General features: G+C 35.8%; 15 protein-coding genes. 7 read left to right on the top strand and 8 right to left on the bottom strand.

What is annotated here, in order from left to right; translation table 11 throughout:
- Positions 1-46: 46 nt before the first annotated feature.
- Complete coding sequence (locus VB264_RS12670) at positions 47-700, bottom strand: GDSL-type esterase/lipase family protein (RefSeq protein ID WP_323249889.1); 654 nt, start codon at positions 698-700, stop codon at positions 47-49.
- 22 nt (positions 701-722) lie between these two features.
- Positions 723-1388 (bottom strand): uracil-DNA glycosylase, encoded by a 666-nt coding sequence (gene ung, locus VB264_RS12665; RefSeq protein ID WP_309920136.1) that lies wholly within the window; start codon positions 1386-1388, stop codon positions 723-725.
- Between the two features lie 99 nt (positions 1389-1487).
- Between ung and apaG the strand changes: the two genes are divergently transcribed.
- Both apaG and VB264_RS12655 read left to right on the top strand, forming a co-directional pair.
- Positions 1488-1874 (top strand): Co2+/Mg2+ efflux protein ApaG, encoded by a 387-nt coding sequence (gene apaG, locus VB264_RS12660; protein WP_309920139.1) that lies wholly within the window; start codon positions 1488-1490, stop codon positions 1872-1874.
- 284 nt (positions 1875-2158) lie between these two features.
- The gene (locus VB264_RS12655; protein ID WP_323249886.1) at positions 2159-2932 is read left to right on the top strand and encodes an O-methyltransferase; all 774 of its coding nucleotides are present in this window, start codon (positions 2159-2161) and stop codon (positions 2930-2932) included.
- A gap of 145 nt (positions 2933-3077) precedes the next feature.
- On the opposite strand, the gene VB264_RS12650 is transcribed toward VB264_RS12655, so the two are convergent.
- Together VB264_RS12650 and VB264_RS12645 are read right to left on the bottom strand one after the other, a co-directional pair.
- Positions 3078-3521 (bottom strand): DUF4920 domain-containing protein, encoded by a 444-nt coding sequence (locus VB264_RS12650; protein WP_323249884.1) that lies wholly within the window; start codon positions 3519-3521, stop codon positions 3078-3080.
- Between the two features lie 66 nt (positions 3522-3587).
- Entirely contained in the window at positions 3588-4709 is a 1122-nt protein-coding gene (locus tag VB264_RS12645; RefSeq protein WP_323249882.1) for a hypothetical protein, read from the bottom strand.
- Positions 4710-4905: 196 nt separating this feature from the next.
- Here VB264_RS12645 and recA point away from each other — a divergent pair, with 196 nt between their 5' ends.
- Positions 4906-5982: a recombinase RecA gene (gene recA / locus VB264_RS12640; protein ID WP_323249880.1), complete on the top strand. Its 1077-nt coding sequence runs from the start codon at positions 4906-4908 to the stop codon at positions 5980-5982.
- Between the two features lie 124 nt (positions 5983-6106).
- Positions 6107-7708, top strand: coding sequence for a DUF3667 domain-containing protein (locus VB264_RS12635; protein ID WP_323249878.1), 1602 nt, complete (start codon positions 6107-6109; stop codon positions 7706-7708).
- A gap of 37 nt (positions 7709-7745) precedes the next feature.
- Here VB264_RS12635 and VB264_RS12630 read toward each other — a convergent pair whose 3' ends face one another.
- Both VB264_RS12630 and dnaA read right to left on the bottom strand, forming a co-directional pair.
- Positions 7746-8039 carry a hypothetical protein gene (locus VB264_RS12630; RefSeq protein WP_323249876.1) on the bottom strand — a complete coding sequence of 98 codons (294 nt, stop codon included), beginning with the start codon at positions 8037-8039 and terminating at the stop codon, positions 7746-7748.
- 126 nt (positions 8040-8165) lie between these two features.
- Positions 8166-9608 (bottom strand): chromosomal replication initiator protein DnaA, encoded by a 1443-nt coding sequence (gene dnaA / locus VB264_RS12625; RefSeq protein WP_309920157.1) that lies wholly within the window; start codon positions 9606-9608, stop codon positions 8166-8168.
- Between the two features lie 317 nt (positions 9609-9925).
- On the opposite strand from dnaA, the gene VB264_RS12620 reads away from it, so the two are divergent.
- Both VB264_RS12620 and scpA read left to right on the top strand, forming a co-directional pair.
- On the top strand, positions 9926-11317 hold the full coding sequence (locus VB264_RS12620; protein WP_323249874.1) for a methylmalonyl-CoA mutase family protein: 1392 nt from the start codon (positions 9926-9928) through the stop codon (positions 11315-11317).
- Positions 11318-11332: 15 nt separating this feature from the next.
- Entirely contained in the window at positions 11333-13465 is a 2133-nt protein-coding gene (gene scpA, locus VB264_RS12615) for a methylmalonyl-CoA mutase (RefSeq protein WP_323249872.1), read from the top strand.
- Here scpA and VB264_RS12610 read toward each other — a convergent pair whose 3' ends face one another.
- Both VB264_RS12610 and VB264_RS12605 read right to left on the bottom strand, forming a co-directional pair.
- On the bottom strand, positions 13466-13810 hold the full coding sequence (locus tag VB264_RS12610) for a translation initiation factor (protein ID WP_323249871.1): 345 nt from the start codon (positions 13808-13810) through the stop codon (positions 13466-13468).
- Complete coding sequence (locus VB264_RS12605) at positions 13803-14669, bottom strand: diacylglycerol/lipid kinase family protein (protein ID WP_323249869.1); 867 nt, start codon at positions 14667-14669, stop codon at positions 13803-13805. The genes VB264_RS12610 and VB264_RS12605 overlap by 8 nt, the downstream gene beginning before the upstream one ends.
- A 206-nt stretch (positions 14670-14875) precedes the next feature.
- Between VB264_RS12605 and VB264_RS12600 the strand changes: the two genes are divergently transcribed.
- Positions 14876-15304, top strand: a complete 429-nt coding sequence (locus VB264_RS12600; RefSeq protein WP_323249867.1) for a YybH family protein — start codon at positions 14876-14878, stop codon at positions 15302-15304.
- Positions 15305-15504: the final 200 nt, after the last annotated feature.

Genomic DNA, 15504 nt, shown 5'->3' with positions numbered 1-15504 from the left:
TAATCAGCAAAGCTCCAATCTTACGGCTCAAATCTTACAGCTATGCTCACTTCACATGTTTTGCCAAGTATTTTCTAATCGCTGCTGTCCAAATTTGGTAGCCTTTTGCATTCAAATGTAGGTTGTCGGCTACGAAAACATCTTGCATCAGCTCACCATTAGGCAAATAATAGTGCTTTTGTACGTCGATAAAATGAAGTTTTTTAGTTGTTTTGCAATAGTCTTCTATCAATTGATTTGCCTTTTTTTGTTGGTCTACTATTTTTACTCTAGCAATACTTGGGCGAATTGAAATATACGCAATAGTAGCTTTTGGCAATTGCTTCTTTGCTTTCTCAACAAATATTTTAAAGTCTTCAAACACTGTTTCTGGACTTTTTCCAGATGCTAAGTCGTTATCACCTTCATACACTAAAATGTGTTTGGGTTGATATTTAGCCACAATTCTATCAAAATACTCGTTGGCATCACTCATCACAGACCCACCAAAACCTCGGTTAATAACGGCATAGTCTTTTAAATCTTCTTTGTAGGTAGTCCATAAGCGAAGGGAAGAACTTCCAACCAATAATATTTGCTTGGGAGCTGGCATTGAAATTGAATCGCTTTTTTCAAAAGCTTTGATTTCATTTTCAAATTTATTTTGTGCCAAACAAAACTGACTCACTAAAATTGCGGCAATTAACAATACTTTTTTCATTTGAGATAATTTTTTAGTTTAATTACCATTGAATACCGGTCAATCCTTTGCTTTGTAAATATTCGTTGGCTTGTGAAAAATGCTTATTCCCAAACCAACCACCCGAATTGGCGGCCATTGGCGAAGGATGTTTAGATTTTAAAACTAAGTGTTTTGAAGCATTTATGATTGCCCCTTTATCCTGTGCATACTTTCCCCATAGCATAAACACTACGCCTTCTTTTTCTTCTGAAATACACCTGATGACAGCATCGGTAAAAACTTCCCAGCCTTTTCTTTGGTGCGACCCTGCCTCTGAAGCTCGCACTGTGAGCGTAGCATTCAACAACAATACTCCTTGATTTGCCCAGCGTTCTAAATTACCAGATTTTGGGACTGGGATGCCTAAATCGTCTTTTATTTCTTTAAAAATATTAATCAGTGACGGAGGTGCAGGTATGCCATCATTCACAGAGAAAGAAAGCCCCATTGCCTGTCCTGCTCCATGATAAGGATCTTGCCCTAGGATGACTACTTTTGTGTTCTCAAAAGAGCATTTATCAAAAGCATTGAAAATAAGTTTTCCGGGTGGATATACTGTTCCGATGCTATACTCGTTTTTAACAAAGTCAACCAAGGTTTTAAAATAAGGTTTTTCAAATTCTGGGTTTAATTTTTCTTTCCAAGAATCTTCAATTTTCACGTTCATTATTCAATGGGTTTTAATAAATTTCTCAATTACGTTGATTTTTCAGACAATGTAATGTAATTTTCGGTAAAATATATTGTAAAAAAACTAATTAAAAAAATGGTCTCAGCTATCACAAATGGTGTAAAGGTAAGCGTTTTGACCCACTTTCAACCTGAATATTCTAATCCATTTCAAGGAAATTTTGTTTTTTCATATCATATCAAAATTCATAATGGAAGCGATTATACTGTAAAACTTTTGCGTCGTCATTGGTATATTCATGATGCTAACGGACTTGTGCGCGAGGTAGAGGGCGAAGGTGTAGTAGGGCAACAACCTACTTTAGAACCTGGTCAATCTTATGAATATACAAGTGGATGTAATTTAAATACTTCGCTTGGCAAAATGGCAGGTACTTATCAGATGGAGCGTATTTTTGATGGCAAATTTTTCAATGTTGTCATTCCTGACTTTACGATGGTTGCTCCTTTTAGAATGAATTGAGATATTCTTTTAATGTTTTATTTATTGTAATATCCCAAAAAGAATGATTCTTTCTTCTGTAAGACCTTACTTTTCTTGTCTTGATACAAGAAAAGTAACCGCAGGGGCGGACCGCAAAAGAAAATCAAGAAATTCCAATCGCAACGGCGCCCCGTCTCGCTCCGCTCAAACAGTGGAATTTCATTAAATGCTGACGCAGGATTAATGCAAAGTTTTAATAATACCTTCTTATAAGATAAGAACTATTTCTAGTCAAAAATTACTCATTCATAACTCACTTTATTTTGTTTAAAAGATATTTTCAATATTTACTTGCTTCAAAAAACGAGCACGCTATTCATTCGCCCTTTGTTTTTCAACTTTACACACAAATTATTCTCGCTAAAAAGTTTAAGTCACCATATTTCACAGCTATTGAGGATTTGCGAAAACGTTTGTTGAAAAATGCAAGGGTTATTGAAATTACAGATTTTGGGGCAGGGTCTAAAATACACAAATCAACATCTAGGCAAATTAAGCAAATTGCCAAAAGTGCCGAAAAGCCCTCAAAATTTGGCAAATTAATTTTCAGGCTTATTCAACATTTTGAGCCAAAGGTAATTTTCGATTTAGGAACTTCATTAGGTGTCACTACTGTGTATGAGTCTAAAGCCAAACAAGATGCTAAAATAGTTACGTTTGAGGGATGCCCAACTACCGCAAAAATTGCCCAAGAGAATTTCGATGCATTAGAAGCCAATAATATAGAAATTGTCGTGGGGAATTTGGATGAAACGCTAACGAAACAAATCGCAAAAATTGAGAGACTTGATTTTGCTTTCTTTGATGCCAATCATCGCTATGAACCCACAGTGAAGTATTTTGAAATATGTTTAGAAAAAGCCCACGAATCTTCGCTTTTTATATTTGATGACATACATTGGTCAGAAGAAATGCAGGAAGCTTGGCAATACATCAAGGCAAATCCGAGTGTGATGATTACAATAGACTTGTTTTTTATTGGCTTAGTCTTTTTCAGAAAAAACCAGCCTAAACAAGATTTTATATTAAGGTTCTAACAAAAAAAGTCTCTGAGAAAATTTTCTCAGAGACTTTTTTGTTATTGAGTGATTGAGCGATTTAGTGATTGCTTTTGAAAGTATTGGATATCAACACTTTAAACTCATCACTCACAATTCAACACTCACAACTCAAAAAAAACTCTTACTTGACAATTACACCTGTAGCTACAAAGCCTAATGCTTTTTCTGGTTTCTTGATTTTAGCAATTTCATTTTTACTTTTTCCTGCATCTTCGGCATAATGTTTCAAATCAATGACCGAAGTAGTTTTTACTTTGGCGGTTCCATCTATCACCACTGTTTTGCCAGCTATATCTTTGGGTACAAAAAAGCCATAATCTTTAAAGGTTACACGCATTGTTTGTCCATCGTCTAACTTTACTTTCATCCAACATCCTTTTGCTTGACAAACAGACTCTACAACACCCGACACTTTGGCTGTAATCTGTTCATTATCATTCGCTTTCTTTAATAATTCAGCTGTTGATATAGCACCTTCTTCCGTAATTTCTTCTCCAAATTTACTTTGTGCATTAATGGTAAATGCTCCTGCCATTAATGATAATACAAGTATTAACTTTTTCATTTTCTTAGTTTTATATGTGTTTAATGAATAGTACAAAATTAAAGAATAAAGTTTATTTTACTTTTACTATTTAAGTTTAAAACCTTGGCGATAGGTTAAAAATAAACCTTCGGAATGTTCAAAAGAATGATTGTTTAAATCCAGATAAGGCTCAAACCTGAATGTTAGCCATAGGTTATCAATCAGCTTCCAATCTTTCATAAACCTAAAGAATAATAGCTTTCGTTCTTTTTCCAATTGATTGGGGTTTCTGTAAATTCTTCCAACAGACTGGTACAAATCCCCTCCCATTTCTGAACTATAACCATTTGACTGCCAATAGCTCAGCATCAAATTCATCACCTTTGTTTCCGCTAATATATTCAAATAAATACCAGTGCCATCTGAGAAGTATGGACTAAAACCCGAATTTTGACGATAACCTAGCCAATAGTTCTGTGTTTTTATGCTTTGAATAAAACCGTTGGTTTTCAATGCAGCTTCTACGCCAAGGGCTACATTCGTATAGGTTACTACTTGATTAGTATCTTTATCGCTCGTTATTTGCCCACCATGATGCAATAAAGTTAATTGAACAGGAAGAGATAGGCTAAAGTTTTTTCGTTGAATTAAGCGCTTGTTCCAAGAAAACCCTGCAAAGATTTTCTCTTGAAAATCAGAGCCCTTGTAAATCATTTGTTGCCAGTCAATCCAGCTATCAAAAAAAGTCTTTGAAGTACGTTTGGTATATTGGATACCTAATTCTTGTCGGTTCAGAATCACCCGTTCAAAATTCATCATCGGTTCAACCAAATGATGATTTAGCTGTCCATCCAAATTGCCAAATAAAAATTGGGAAGAATCTTTTTGAACCCTGATAGTAAAAATTGGCTGAACTGCCGTGAATTTATCATTGCCAAAATCTTTCCAAGCATATACCCCAGCTTCTATGCTAACATTGGGTGCGGGTTGGTAAATAAGTTTGGGCGAAAATTGATTCCCAAAGAGTGTATAACCATCTGCAATTTTTCCAAAATATTCATTATTCTTCAGAAAACTGAAGCTATTGAATTGAAAATAAAGCTGTTGGTTTTTGGTGGAATCAATGTGCTGGAAAGTCTCCAAGCGAGTATTGTTTAACTGAGCAAAGGTATACTGAGCTGTAAACAAAAAGAGGGCTAAAGTTATTTGAAAAAATCGTCTGAACATTTGCTTGTAAAGTACTTTAAATTGCTGAAAAATTGGTAATTTCACCAATAAAAATTTTGAATTCGGGTATTGAGTTCTACTTATCAATGACACTAAAATCTTTTCATTGATTCCCTATGGCACATTGTTTTTAATAAAATTTCAATGAGCAGCTTGATTTCCCGAATTAAAACCAAAATTTAACCTAAAATCCATCATGGCAAAACAACAAGCGGAGGCAACAAATCCTGCCAACGAAAAATTAAAAGCATTACAAACAACGCTTGAAAAATTAGACAAAGCTTACGGCAAAGGTACAGTAATGCGTTTGTCAGATAGTAAAGTACTTGATGTTCCTGTCATTTCAACAGGTTCATTAGGGCTTGATTTAGCCCTTGGTGTAGGGGGCGTACCACGTGGAAGAGTAATCGAAATCTACGGACCAGAATCTTCAGGTAAAACTACCCTAACAATGCACTGTATTGCAGAAGCACAAAAAGCAGGTGGTTTGGCAGCTTTTATTGATGCTGAACACGCTTTTGACAAAGGATATGCTGAAAAATTGGGTATTGATACAGCTAATTTATTGATTTCACAGCCAGATAGCGGTGAACAAGCGTTAGAAATTGCTGAACAATTGATTTCATCTGGTGCGATTGATATTTGTGTGATTGACTCAGTAGCAGCCCTTGTTCCTAAGGCTGAACTTGAAGGCGATATGGGTGATTCCAAGATGGGTCTTCAAGCTCGTTTGATGTCTCAGGCTTTGCGTAAATTAACGGGTGTTATCAATAGAACTGGCTGTTGCTGTATTTTTATCAACCAATTGCGTGATAAAATCGGCGTAATGTTTGGTAGCCCTGAAACAACTACGGGTGGTAATGCCTTGAAATTCTATGCATCTGTACGTTTGGATATTCGTAGAATTGGTCAAATCAAAGATGGCGACAATGTAATCGGCAACCGTACTCGTGTAAAGGTTGTTAAAAACAAAGTAGCTCCTCCTTTCAAGGTCGTTGAGTTCGACATCATGTATGGCGAAGGTATTTCTAAGGCTGGTGAAGTATTAGATTTGGCGGTTGACATGGAAGTGGTGAAAAAATCAGGTTCATGGTTTAGCTATGGTACTAACCGCTTAGGTCAAGGACGTGACGGCGTGAAAGATATGTTGAAAGACAATCCAGATTTGTTAGAAGAACTTGAAAACAAAATCAAGGAAAAAATTAAAGGTGACGAGAAAGCCTTGCTTGATACGAAAGAGCCTAACATTGCTGATGATGGCGAATTAGAATAAATTAGGCTTTTAGCAAAAACTAAATAGTTTTTTGCATTAAAAAGGTGAAAATCAAATGATTTTCACCTTTTTTTTATTACTTTCAAAAGAAAATCTAAATCTGGCTTCGTAATACCCCATAAGAATGTCTGAACACAAAAAACGTAGGAAAGTAGAAATTTGTCATAATTGTCATACATTATTAAGACCTGAAGATAATTTTTGTCCAAATTGTGGCCAAGAAAACCATGATTTAAAAGTACCCATCGGTCACTTATTATTTGAAGTAGTCGAAGGGTTTACTCATCTCGACACTAAATTATTTAATACACTACGGTCTATTTTTCTCTATCCAGGTAAAATCACTAAAGATTTTCTTGAAGGACGTAGAGGACGCTACATTCCTCCTATCCGTCTGTATTTTCTAGCTTCTGCTGTGTTCTTTTTGTTCTTAGGCATTATGGCTGACGAAGCTATAGAACAAGGACAAAATGGTTCGTTGAATGGCTTTGTGGATAAAGTATCTACTACTAAAAGTAAAGAAGAAAAAGAAAATAAGAAAAAACTAAAAGAGGCTTCTCAAAAGCTAAAAGCCATCAAATCATCCAATGATACCAACGGTTTGTATGAAGCACAACAAGATTATGAAGAAATAAAAAGTGATATTGAGGATTTAAAAGAACAAACGAACGAAATAAAAAAACAAACGAATGGTTGGATAGATTTTGTTGATCTTGATGCTGGTGAAATTTTGGATGAAATGAATATCCATGAAGACGATACATTAAGAACTTTAATCAAAAATTTACCGGAAACAAAACAACGCCAGAGGCTGATTGCAATTCAGAAACAAATAGTTTTAGATAGTATTAATACCGAAGAACTAACCGATGTAAGTAATGAAATGAGTGAATATTTTACGGAAACTATCGGTACAAAAAATCAATTAAGATATACCTTGAGGCTACATTCCTTAAAGAATAATGCAAAGATTCAGATTAATTATTTTCAAGATACTATCATTACTATTCAAGGAAGTGATGGCAACCTTGAAAATAAAGCTTATAAAGAAAGGCTGCTGAAGATGTCTGATAGAGAATTGGATAGTTTGCTTTCTATTAGACAGAAAAGAGGACGTGATTTAAACATCATGGGACTAAAACCACTTGAAAGAGGCTTTTTAAGAAATGTTACACACTATGAGTTAGCCTTTGAAAATGATGCTGAGGAAGCTATCAGAGAAATCACTCATTTTGGTATCGGGGTATTTTCGGTAATGATGTTTATCCTGATGCCTATTGTAGCTTATTTATTAAAAATCATTTATAGTACCCGTACCCATAGCTTTTTTACTTATCCTTTCAGGATTCTGCGTTATCTATGGGATTGGATTTTGTACCTGATTCGATTCAGAAAAACAAGGAAATATCAAGGAATACCACGCATCAATGAAGGGCATACACGCTATTATTATGAACACCTTATCTTTTCGATACATATCCATAGTGTGATGTTTCTGATGATTGTTATTTTTGTAGGGGCTGGTATTTTTTTAGGCTATTGGCGTCAAGCCCTTACGGCAACAATGTTTGGCTTTGCCCTCTATTTTATAGTAGCCTTGAAAGTAGTTTATCGACAAAGAATAATGAAAACTATCTTTAAATCGTTTATCTTATTTTTCTTATACATGATTTCTTTCTTCACTATACTGAGTATTACGGGCGCTATCAAATTTGCTTTATCATAAAAAATTAAAAGGGTTGAGTTCTTGAAACTCAGCCCTTTTAATTTTTCTTTTCTCTTACTACCCGTACTTTAAAAGGTGGGTTGTCAGAGGCATCTAATAGTCCGTTTACAATGTTTTTAAGCTTCGCAAACAAACTTTTGGGTTTGGTTGTATCGCCAGTATCTCTATAATCATTAAAGACAAACTTGATTTTTAGTTTCCCTTTCGGGTTATCTATCACCACGTTTGTATGTTTCATTGGCATAAGTTCAATTGGGTCAATATCTTCTGCAAAAGATTTCACACAAAATGTACTTATTAATAAGAGGGTAAAGAGTATCTTTTTTTTCATAAGATTATACTTGAAGAGCTGAATAGTAAAACAAAAATACGAGTTGAAATCAATTTTACAAGGCAATACACAAAAAAAGCCCGAAGAAATATTACTTTTTCCTTCGGGCTTTTCTTGACTTTATACCTAGTTTTTAACTCTTACTCGGTTGAAATATTTATATAATTTCTGCATGGTCTTCTCTACCTCCTTATCCGTCTCTAGCATAATGCTAATGGTTTGAACTGCATGGATTACCGTACTATGGTCTCTGCCTCCAAAATGATAACCGATTGACTTTAAAGGTAAATTGGTAAATTCCTTCATCAAATACATGGCAATTTGTCGAGGGAAAACCGTTTCTTTCTTGCGGCTTTTACTTTTCAAATCCGACATATTTACATCAAAATGGCTTGTCACAGCATCCAAAATAGAATCTACTGTCACTTCTTTTTCATTATCAACTACAATATTCTTGAGCGTAGTCCTAGCCAAATCCATGTCTATTTCCTTACGGTTCAGCGAAGCGTGAGCCATTAATGAAACGATAACGCCTTCCATTTCACGAACGTTGGTATCGATACTATGAGCCAAGTATTCTATTACTTTATCCTCAATATAAATACCGTCAGCTTGTAACTTCTTCTGTAAAATAGCAATCCTCGTTTCAAAATCAGGCTGTTGCACATCGGCCGTCAATCCCCATTTAAAACGTGATAACAAACGATCTTGCATACCAGCTAATTCTCTAGGAGCCCTATCAGACGACATGATGATTTGTTTACCCGACTGATGTAAATGGTTGAAAATATGGAAGAACGATTCTTGTGTTTTTTCTTTCCCTGCCAAAAACTGCACATCATCAATAATCAAACAATCTACCTGCATATAAAAATTTGTAAATGCTTGTAGCGTATTATTTTTAATGGCATTGATAAACTGATTACAGAATTTTTCTGAAGTAACGTATAGTACAAACTTATTTGTCTGTGTATTTTTGATATAATTACCAATCGCTTGAATCAAGTGTGTTTTACCCAACCCTACACTTCCATAAATCATTAATGGATTGAAAGACGTAACACCGGGTCTCTGTGCTACTGCTAAGCCCGCCGAACGCCCCAAACGATTACAATCTCCTTCTACGAAATTATCGAAGGTATAATGTTCATTTAAATAAGAATCTAATTCTAACGAATCCAAATCTTTTAATTGAAATGGACTTTCATACAAAGTAGGTTCTGGTTTACGCTGAGCAGGAACTGGAACTGTTGGTTTTTGATTCGGAATATTATAAGCGATGGGAGGGTTTTTCTTGTCTCCTTTATCAACGATAATCGAGTATTCAAGCATTCCGTTTTTCCCTAAGGTATAATCTATCGCCTTACGAAGTACATGGATATAGTTTTCCTCAAGCCATTCATAAAAAAATTGGCTTGGTACCTGTATCGAAAGAGTTTGATTACTTACATTCAGGGGTATAATAGGTTCAAACCAAGTTTTAAAACTTTGTTCGTTGATATCATTATGTATAATCTCAAGGCACTTTGACCAAACTTGCCTTGCTTGAAGTTGAGATGTTGAATGCATAGTAAGCTATATTGGCGGCTCTTAGAAAAAGCACTTTATTAAATATTTGATTTTCAAATGATTAGCTATCTAACTGAAAATCTATATTTGATTCCCTCAAAAGGATGGCAAAATTAGTGAATTTTCTTGGAGAGAAAAATCAATTTCGTTTCATTCTCACTTAAAATAAATATTAATTTAATATGGAAGCCTTACATCATGGTAAAGTACAATAACACCAGCATATTTGGTAACTTTCCTTGTTTTTTTGTTTTGAAAAGTCAAAATTCATAAATTTCGTTAACTTTGAAAAGTCAAATATTTCAGAAAATAATTATATGGCGAATAAACTTTTTAATGAATTTCATGCTCATACAAAACAGCAATGGAAACAACAGGCCGTCAAAGAATTAAAAGGTAAAAACTTCGACGAAACAATGATTTGGGATATCGACAAAAATATTCACATAGAACCTTACTATGCTTCTGAAGATATTGACTTTCAATCTACAAAACACATACAACAAGCTCAAAACCAAAGAGTTAACTTCAATTGGCAATATCGGGAAATGGTTAGATATTCATCAGAGAAAGAGACTAATTCATTGATACTCAAACTGTTAAAATCGGGTGTTGATTCTTTTCTGATTGACTTAAGCGACGTGTTACTTTCTGATGTTGAAATTAAGAAATTGTTACACAATATCAAACTATCTGACACACCCTTTTTTTTTAAAGTAAAAAATCAAGCATCTAATTTAGTAAATGAGTTACAAAAGGTTGCACCCTATCAATTAAAAGGGGGCATCGTAAATAATCCCTTTGAAAGATGGATGTATACGGGCAATTGGGATGAAAATCACTGGAAAAACACCGCAGAACTTCTTAGAAAAGTACAAGATTATCCTCAATTTAAAGCCATTAATTTATCTAGTCATCATTACCATAATGCTGGTGCAAATGCTGTTCAAGACTTGGCTTTCTCGTTAGCTCAAGCTATTGAAGTGCTAGATAAGCTTAGCCAAGAAGGGGTAGCGATACAAGATATTCTTAAAAATATTGAATTTTCCGTATCTGTAGGCACCAATTATTTTGTTGAAATTGCCAAGCTTAGGGCGTTTAAATTCTTGTGGAAAAAAATAGTAATAGAAGGCTATGACGTTGATGCGTCTTTGACTAACTCGACTTCGTTTCACTGTCAAACATCTTCCTATTATCATGCGTCAATCACCCCACAAACCAACTTATTAAGAACTACTACCGAAGCCATGTCTGCCATTATTGGTGGGTGCGATGCCATCAGCATATTGCCTTATGATAGCGAAGATGAAGATGCTGACGATTTTGGTGATAGAATAGCACGCAACATTTCTATTATATTGAAGGAAGAAAGCTATTTTGATAAAGTAATTGACCCTTCGGCAGGTAGTTATTTCATTGAGGTACTTACCAAAGAAATAGCCGATGAAGCTTTTAAGCTCCTTCAAGAGGTAGAAGAAATGGGTGGCATTATGGAAGCTTTCAAAAAAGGATTTATCCAAGAGCAAATCAGCCTTGAACACCTGAGAAAACAAGCGGAATTAGCACAAAACAAATATATAATGGTGGGTGTAAATAAATTCAGGTTTGATGAAAAGCCTTTTCAAAAAAAGGCAACGAGTTCGCCTAATCATGATAGTAATTTAGTCTTACTCCCGAATTTACATCTATCAGCCATTTTTGAAGTATAGTAACGAAGCAAAGCCATGAGACCGAATCTATCAAAAATATCGTTGGATAATCAAAGTCAGGACGAAGAAAAGACGAGTACTATTTCTACGCAGAAGTGGCGGTCGTCAGAAGGTATTTTTATCAAACCTTACTTTAATGCTGAAGATGTAAAAGAGTCCGAACATCTTGGTTTTGGGGCAGGCTTATCTCCTTTTCTGAGAGGGCCGTATGCTACAATGTACACCCAACAACCTTGGACAATCCGCCAATATGCTGGTTTTTCAACGGCTGAGGAATCGAATGCTTTCTACCGCAAGAATTTAGCGGCTGGACAAAAAGGGCTTTCTGTCGCATTTGATTTGGCAACTCATCGTGGTTATGATTCAGACCATCCGAGAGTGACAGGAGACGTCGGGAAAGCAGGGGTAGCCATCGATTCTGTGGAAGATATGAAAATACTCTTCAATCAGATTCCCTTAGACGAAATGTCGGTTTCGATGACGATGAATGGGGCTGTTTTACCCATTATGGCATTTTATATTGTTGCAGCCGAAGAGCAAGGCGTATCGCCAGAAAAGCTGTCTGGTACTATTCAGAATGATATTTTAAAGGAATTTATGGTGCGGAATACCTACATTTATCCGCCTATTCCTTCTATGCGTATCATTGCTGATATTTTTGCTTTTACCGCCAAAAATATGCCTAAATTCAACTCTATTTCTATTTCTGGCTACCATATGCAAGAGGCAGGAGCTACAGCAGATTTAGAATTGGCTTATACCTTAGCGGATGGACTAGAATATTTAAAAACTGGTATTCAGGCAGGATTGGACATTGACAATTTTGCGCCAAGGTTATCGTTCTTTTGGGCGATAGGCATGAATCATTTTATGGAAATCGCTAAAATGCGTGCGGGCAGACTGCTGTGGGCAAAAATAGTCAAGAAATTTAACCCTAAGAATGATAAATCTTTGATGCTCAGAACACACTGCCAAACCTCTGGCTGGTCGCTTACTGAACAAGACCCATTCAATAACGTTGCGCGTACTTGTATTGAAGCGATGGCTGCCACATTAGGGCATACGCAAAGTTTGCATACCAATTCACTAGATGAAGCCATCGCATTGCCGACTGATTTCTCAGCAAGAATCGCCCGTAATACACAGTTATACATTCAACAGGAAACCAGCATTACGAAAGTAATCGACCCTTGGGGTGGCTCCTATTATCTTGAATATTTAACGCAAGAGTTGGCTAGAAAAGCTTGGAAACTAATTGAAGAAGTAGAGGAATTGGGCGGGATGGCTAAAGCCATTGAAACGGGCTTACCCAAAATGAGGATTGAAGAAGCAGCCGCTAGAAAACAAGCAAGGATTGACGCAGGAAAAGATGTTATTGTGGGTGTGAATCGTTTTAAAATTGATACAGAAACCAAACTGGAAGTAAGAGATGTAGATAATCAGGCAGTGAGGCTTTCACAAATTGAAAGATTAAACCACATTAAAGCCACCAGAAATACCTTAGCTGTTAAGGATGCCTTAGAAAAATTAACTGATTCGGCTAAAACTGGCAAGGGAAATTTATTACAATTAGCTATCGAAGCGGCTCGTTTAAGGGCGACATTAGGGGAAATTTCAGATGCGTTAGAAGTAGTATTTAGCAGACATAAAGCCATTATTCGCTCTATTTCAGGAGTATATTCAGCAGAAGTGACAGACGACGAAAACTTTAGAATAGCCAGAGAAATGGCCAACGAATTTGCCAAAATGGATGGCAGGCGACCAAGAATAATGGTGGCTAAAATGGGACAGGATGGGCATGACCGTGGGGCTAAAGTAATAGCAACTAGTTTTGCCGACCTTGGTTTTGATGTAGATATTACGCCACTTTTTCAAACGCCTGAGGAAGTAGCCAAACAAGCGATTGAAAACGATGTGCATATTGTGGGTGCTTCTAGTTTAGCAGCAGGCCATAAAACGCTGATTCCTGCGTTGATTGAAGCATTGAAAAAATATGGCCGTGAAGATATAATGGTGATTGCTGGTGGCGTAATTCCTGCTCAGGATTATCAATTCCTCTATGATGCTGGCGTATCTGGCGTTTTTGGTCCAGGTACGGTTATCTCGATTGCAGCACAGAAAATCTTGAAAGATTTAATGGAGGGCTAATCACCCTCCTACTTTTTTAGCTTTATATCCTGAGGTAGTCAAGAATGTTAATATCTTGTCTCTAAAATCTCCTTGTATCAAAATCTCACCATCTTTGGCAGAGCCTCCACAACCACAAAGGTTCTTGAGTTTTTTAGATAATACTTCTAAGTCATCATCTTTGCCAATAAAGCCCGAAATTAGCGTTACTTGTTTTCCAGCACGTGCTTTTTTGTCTAACTGGACTTTTAGATTTTGCTGATTGGGTGCTAAAGTTTCAACTTCTGCATCATTTTCAAAGGAAAAATCAAAATCTGGATTGGTAGAAAATACTACTCCAACTGGTATTTTTTTATTTTTAGACATAACCAATTACTTTTAAAGCTTTGGGTTTCAACGTAATTTTCAACACATTAGTAGATAACTGCAAAGGTTCTCCGTCATAATGTATCAATAAATTTTCATCTGCCTTCAAGATAAATTCTGTGTCAGATGCCGTTTCAATATACCTTGAGTTTGGTAGTGTTCCTCTGAATAAACGTACGCCAATGATTGGTGCGGCACCAAATGGAAAGGGCTTTAAGATAACCATTTCAATTAAACCATCATCAATTTTAGATTTTGGCGAAATCAAAGCATTGTTACCATACTGTGTTGCATTGGCAAAGGTAACCGAAAAAGCATTTTTAATGGCTGTGCTTTCTTTCGATTCTAAATGATACGATTCAGCTTTGTATGTTCTAAAGGATTTCAAAGACATCTTTGCATAGGTCTTTAGCCCACGCGAATCTTGCTGTGCAAATTCATTGGCTACATACGCATCAAAGCCTACTCCTGCCGTACAAAAGAAAGGAATCTCATTCAAAAAGCATACATCTATGGCAGACAAATGTGCTGAAAGCGCAAAATTAATAGCCTTTTCTATCTTTAATGGAATTTTTAAATGTCTAGCCAAACCATTGCCTGAACCAATCGGTACAATACCTAAAGCCGTATGCGAACCTACCAAGCCACGTGCTACTTCGTTTACAGTGCCATCTCCACCAACAGCTATTACTTTAACAATACCTTCTTTAACTGCTTGTTGGGCAATTTCTGTAGCATGCCCACTATAGTCAGTAAAAAACAACTTTGTATTTGCCTGTTTTCCTACTAAACTAGTAATCTTATTTTTTTGTGCGGGTGTAGTAGTCCCCGACTTAGGATTCATCACAAACCAAACCATATCAGCTAAAAAAGATAAACATCAATATTATCATAATGATGAATGATAAATACATCATTCCGTCAACTAAATAATAATCTTTGTATTTTTCGTAAAATTCTTTGAATTTCATAAGGAAGCAAACTCTTCATCAAGAGTATTTAAACATATTATTATATTTGAATAACATTTTTAATATCTATTCAAATTTACACAAAAATTAAGGGATGAAAAAATTACTCTTACTTTCATTAACATTCATATCACTGAATGTGTTCGCTCAGACGGGCAAAGACAAGGAAATAATTTTAAACATTTTGGATGCTCAGACAAAAGCATGGAACAATGGCGATGTTGAAAACTTCATGCATGGCTACTGGGTTTCAGATTCATTAATGTACATTGGCAAAAGTGGCGTTAAATATGGCTACAAAGCAACCTTAGAAAGTTACCGTAAAAACTACCCCGATAAAGCCACGATGGGGCAATTGAAATTTGATATTATTAAGGTAAATTTTATAGCGAAAGATGCCTGTTTTGTTGTAGGCAAATGGCATTTAACTCGCCCTGAAAAAGGAGATATTGGCGGACATTATACCTTGCTTTGGCGCAAAATAAAAGGAGAATGGGTAATTGTTGCTGACCATTCGTCATAAAAGCTATGAGCTTTGAGCAGTGAGCTTAAAGCATTTAAGGCTTATAATTTGAAAGGCTATCACGACGGCGGACTGTTTACCTGTGCTTGCCTAAAATAGGTTGACATAAATTTCAACTTATTTATGAGCAAATCGAAATCAGATTCTAAAAAAAGTACAAGTTTAAAAATTCGTCAACGACGTATTTTTAGTGAATCATT

The organism is Arcicella aquatica (assembly GCF_034928825.1).
Taxonomy (GTDB): domain Bacteria; phylum Bacteroidota; class Bacteroidia; order Cytophagales; family Spirosomataceae; genus Arcicella; species Arcicella aquatica.
The sequence above is the reverse complement of the archived record's forward strand: the minus strand, read 5'-3'. Positions and strand labels throughout refer to the sequence as shown.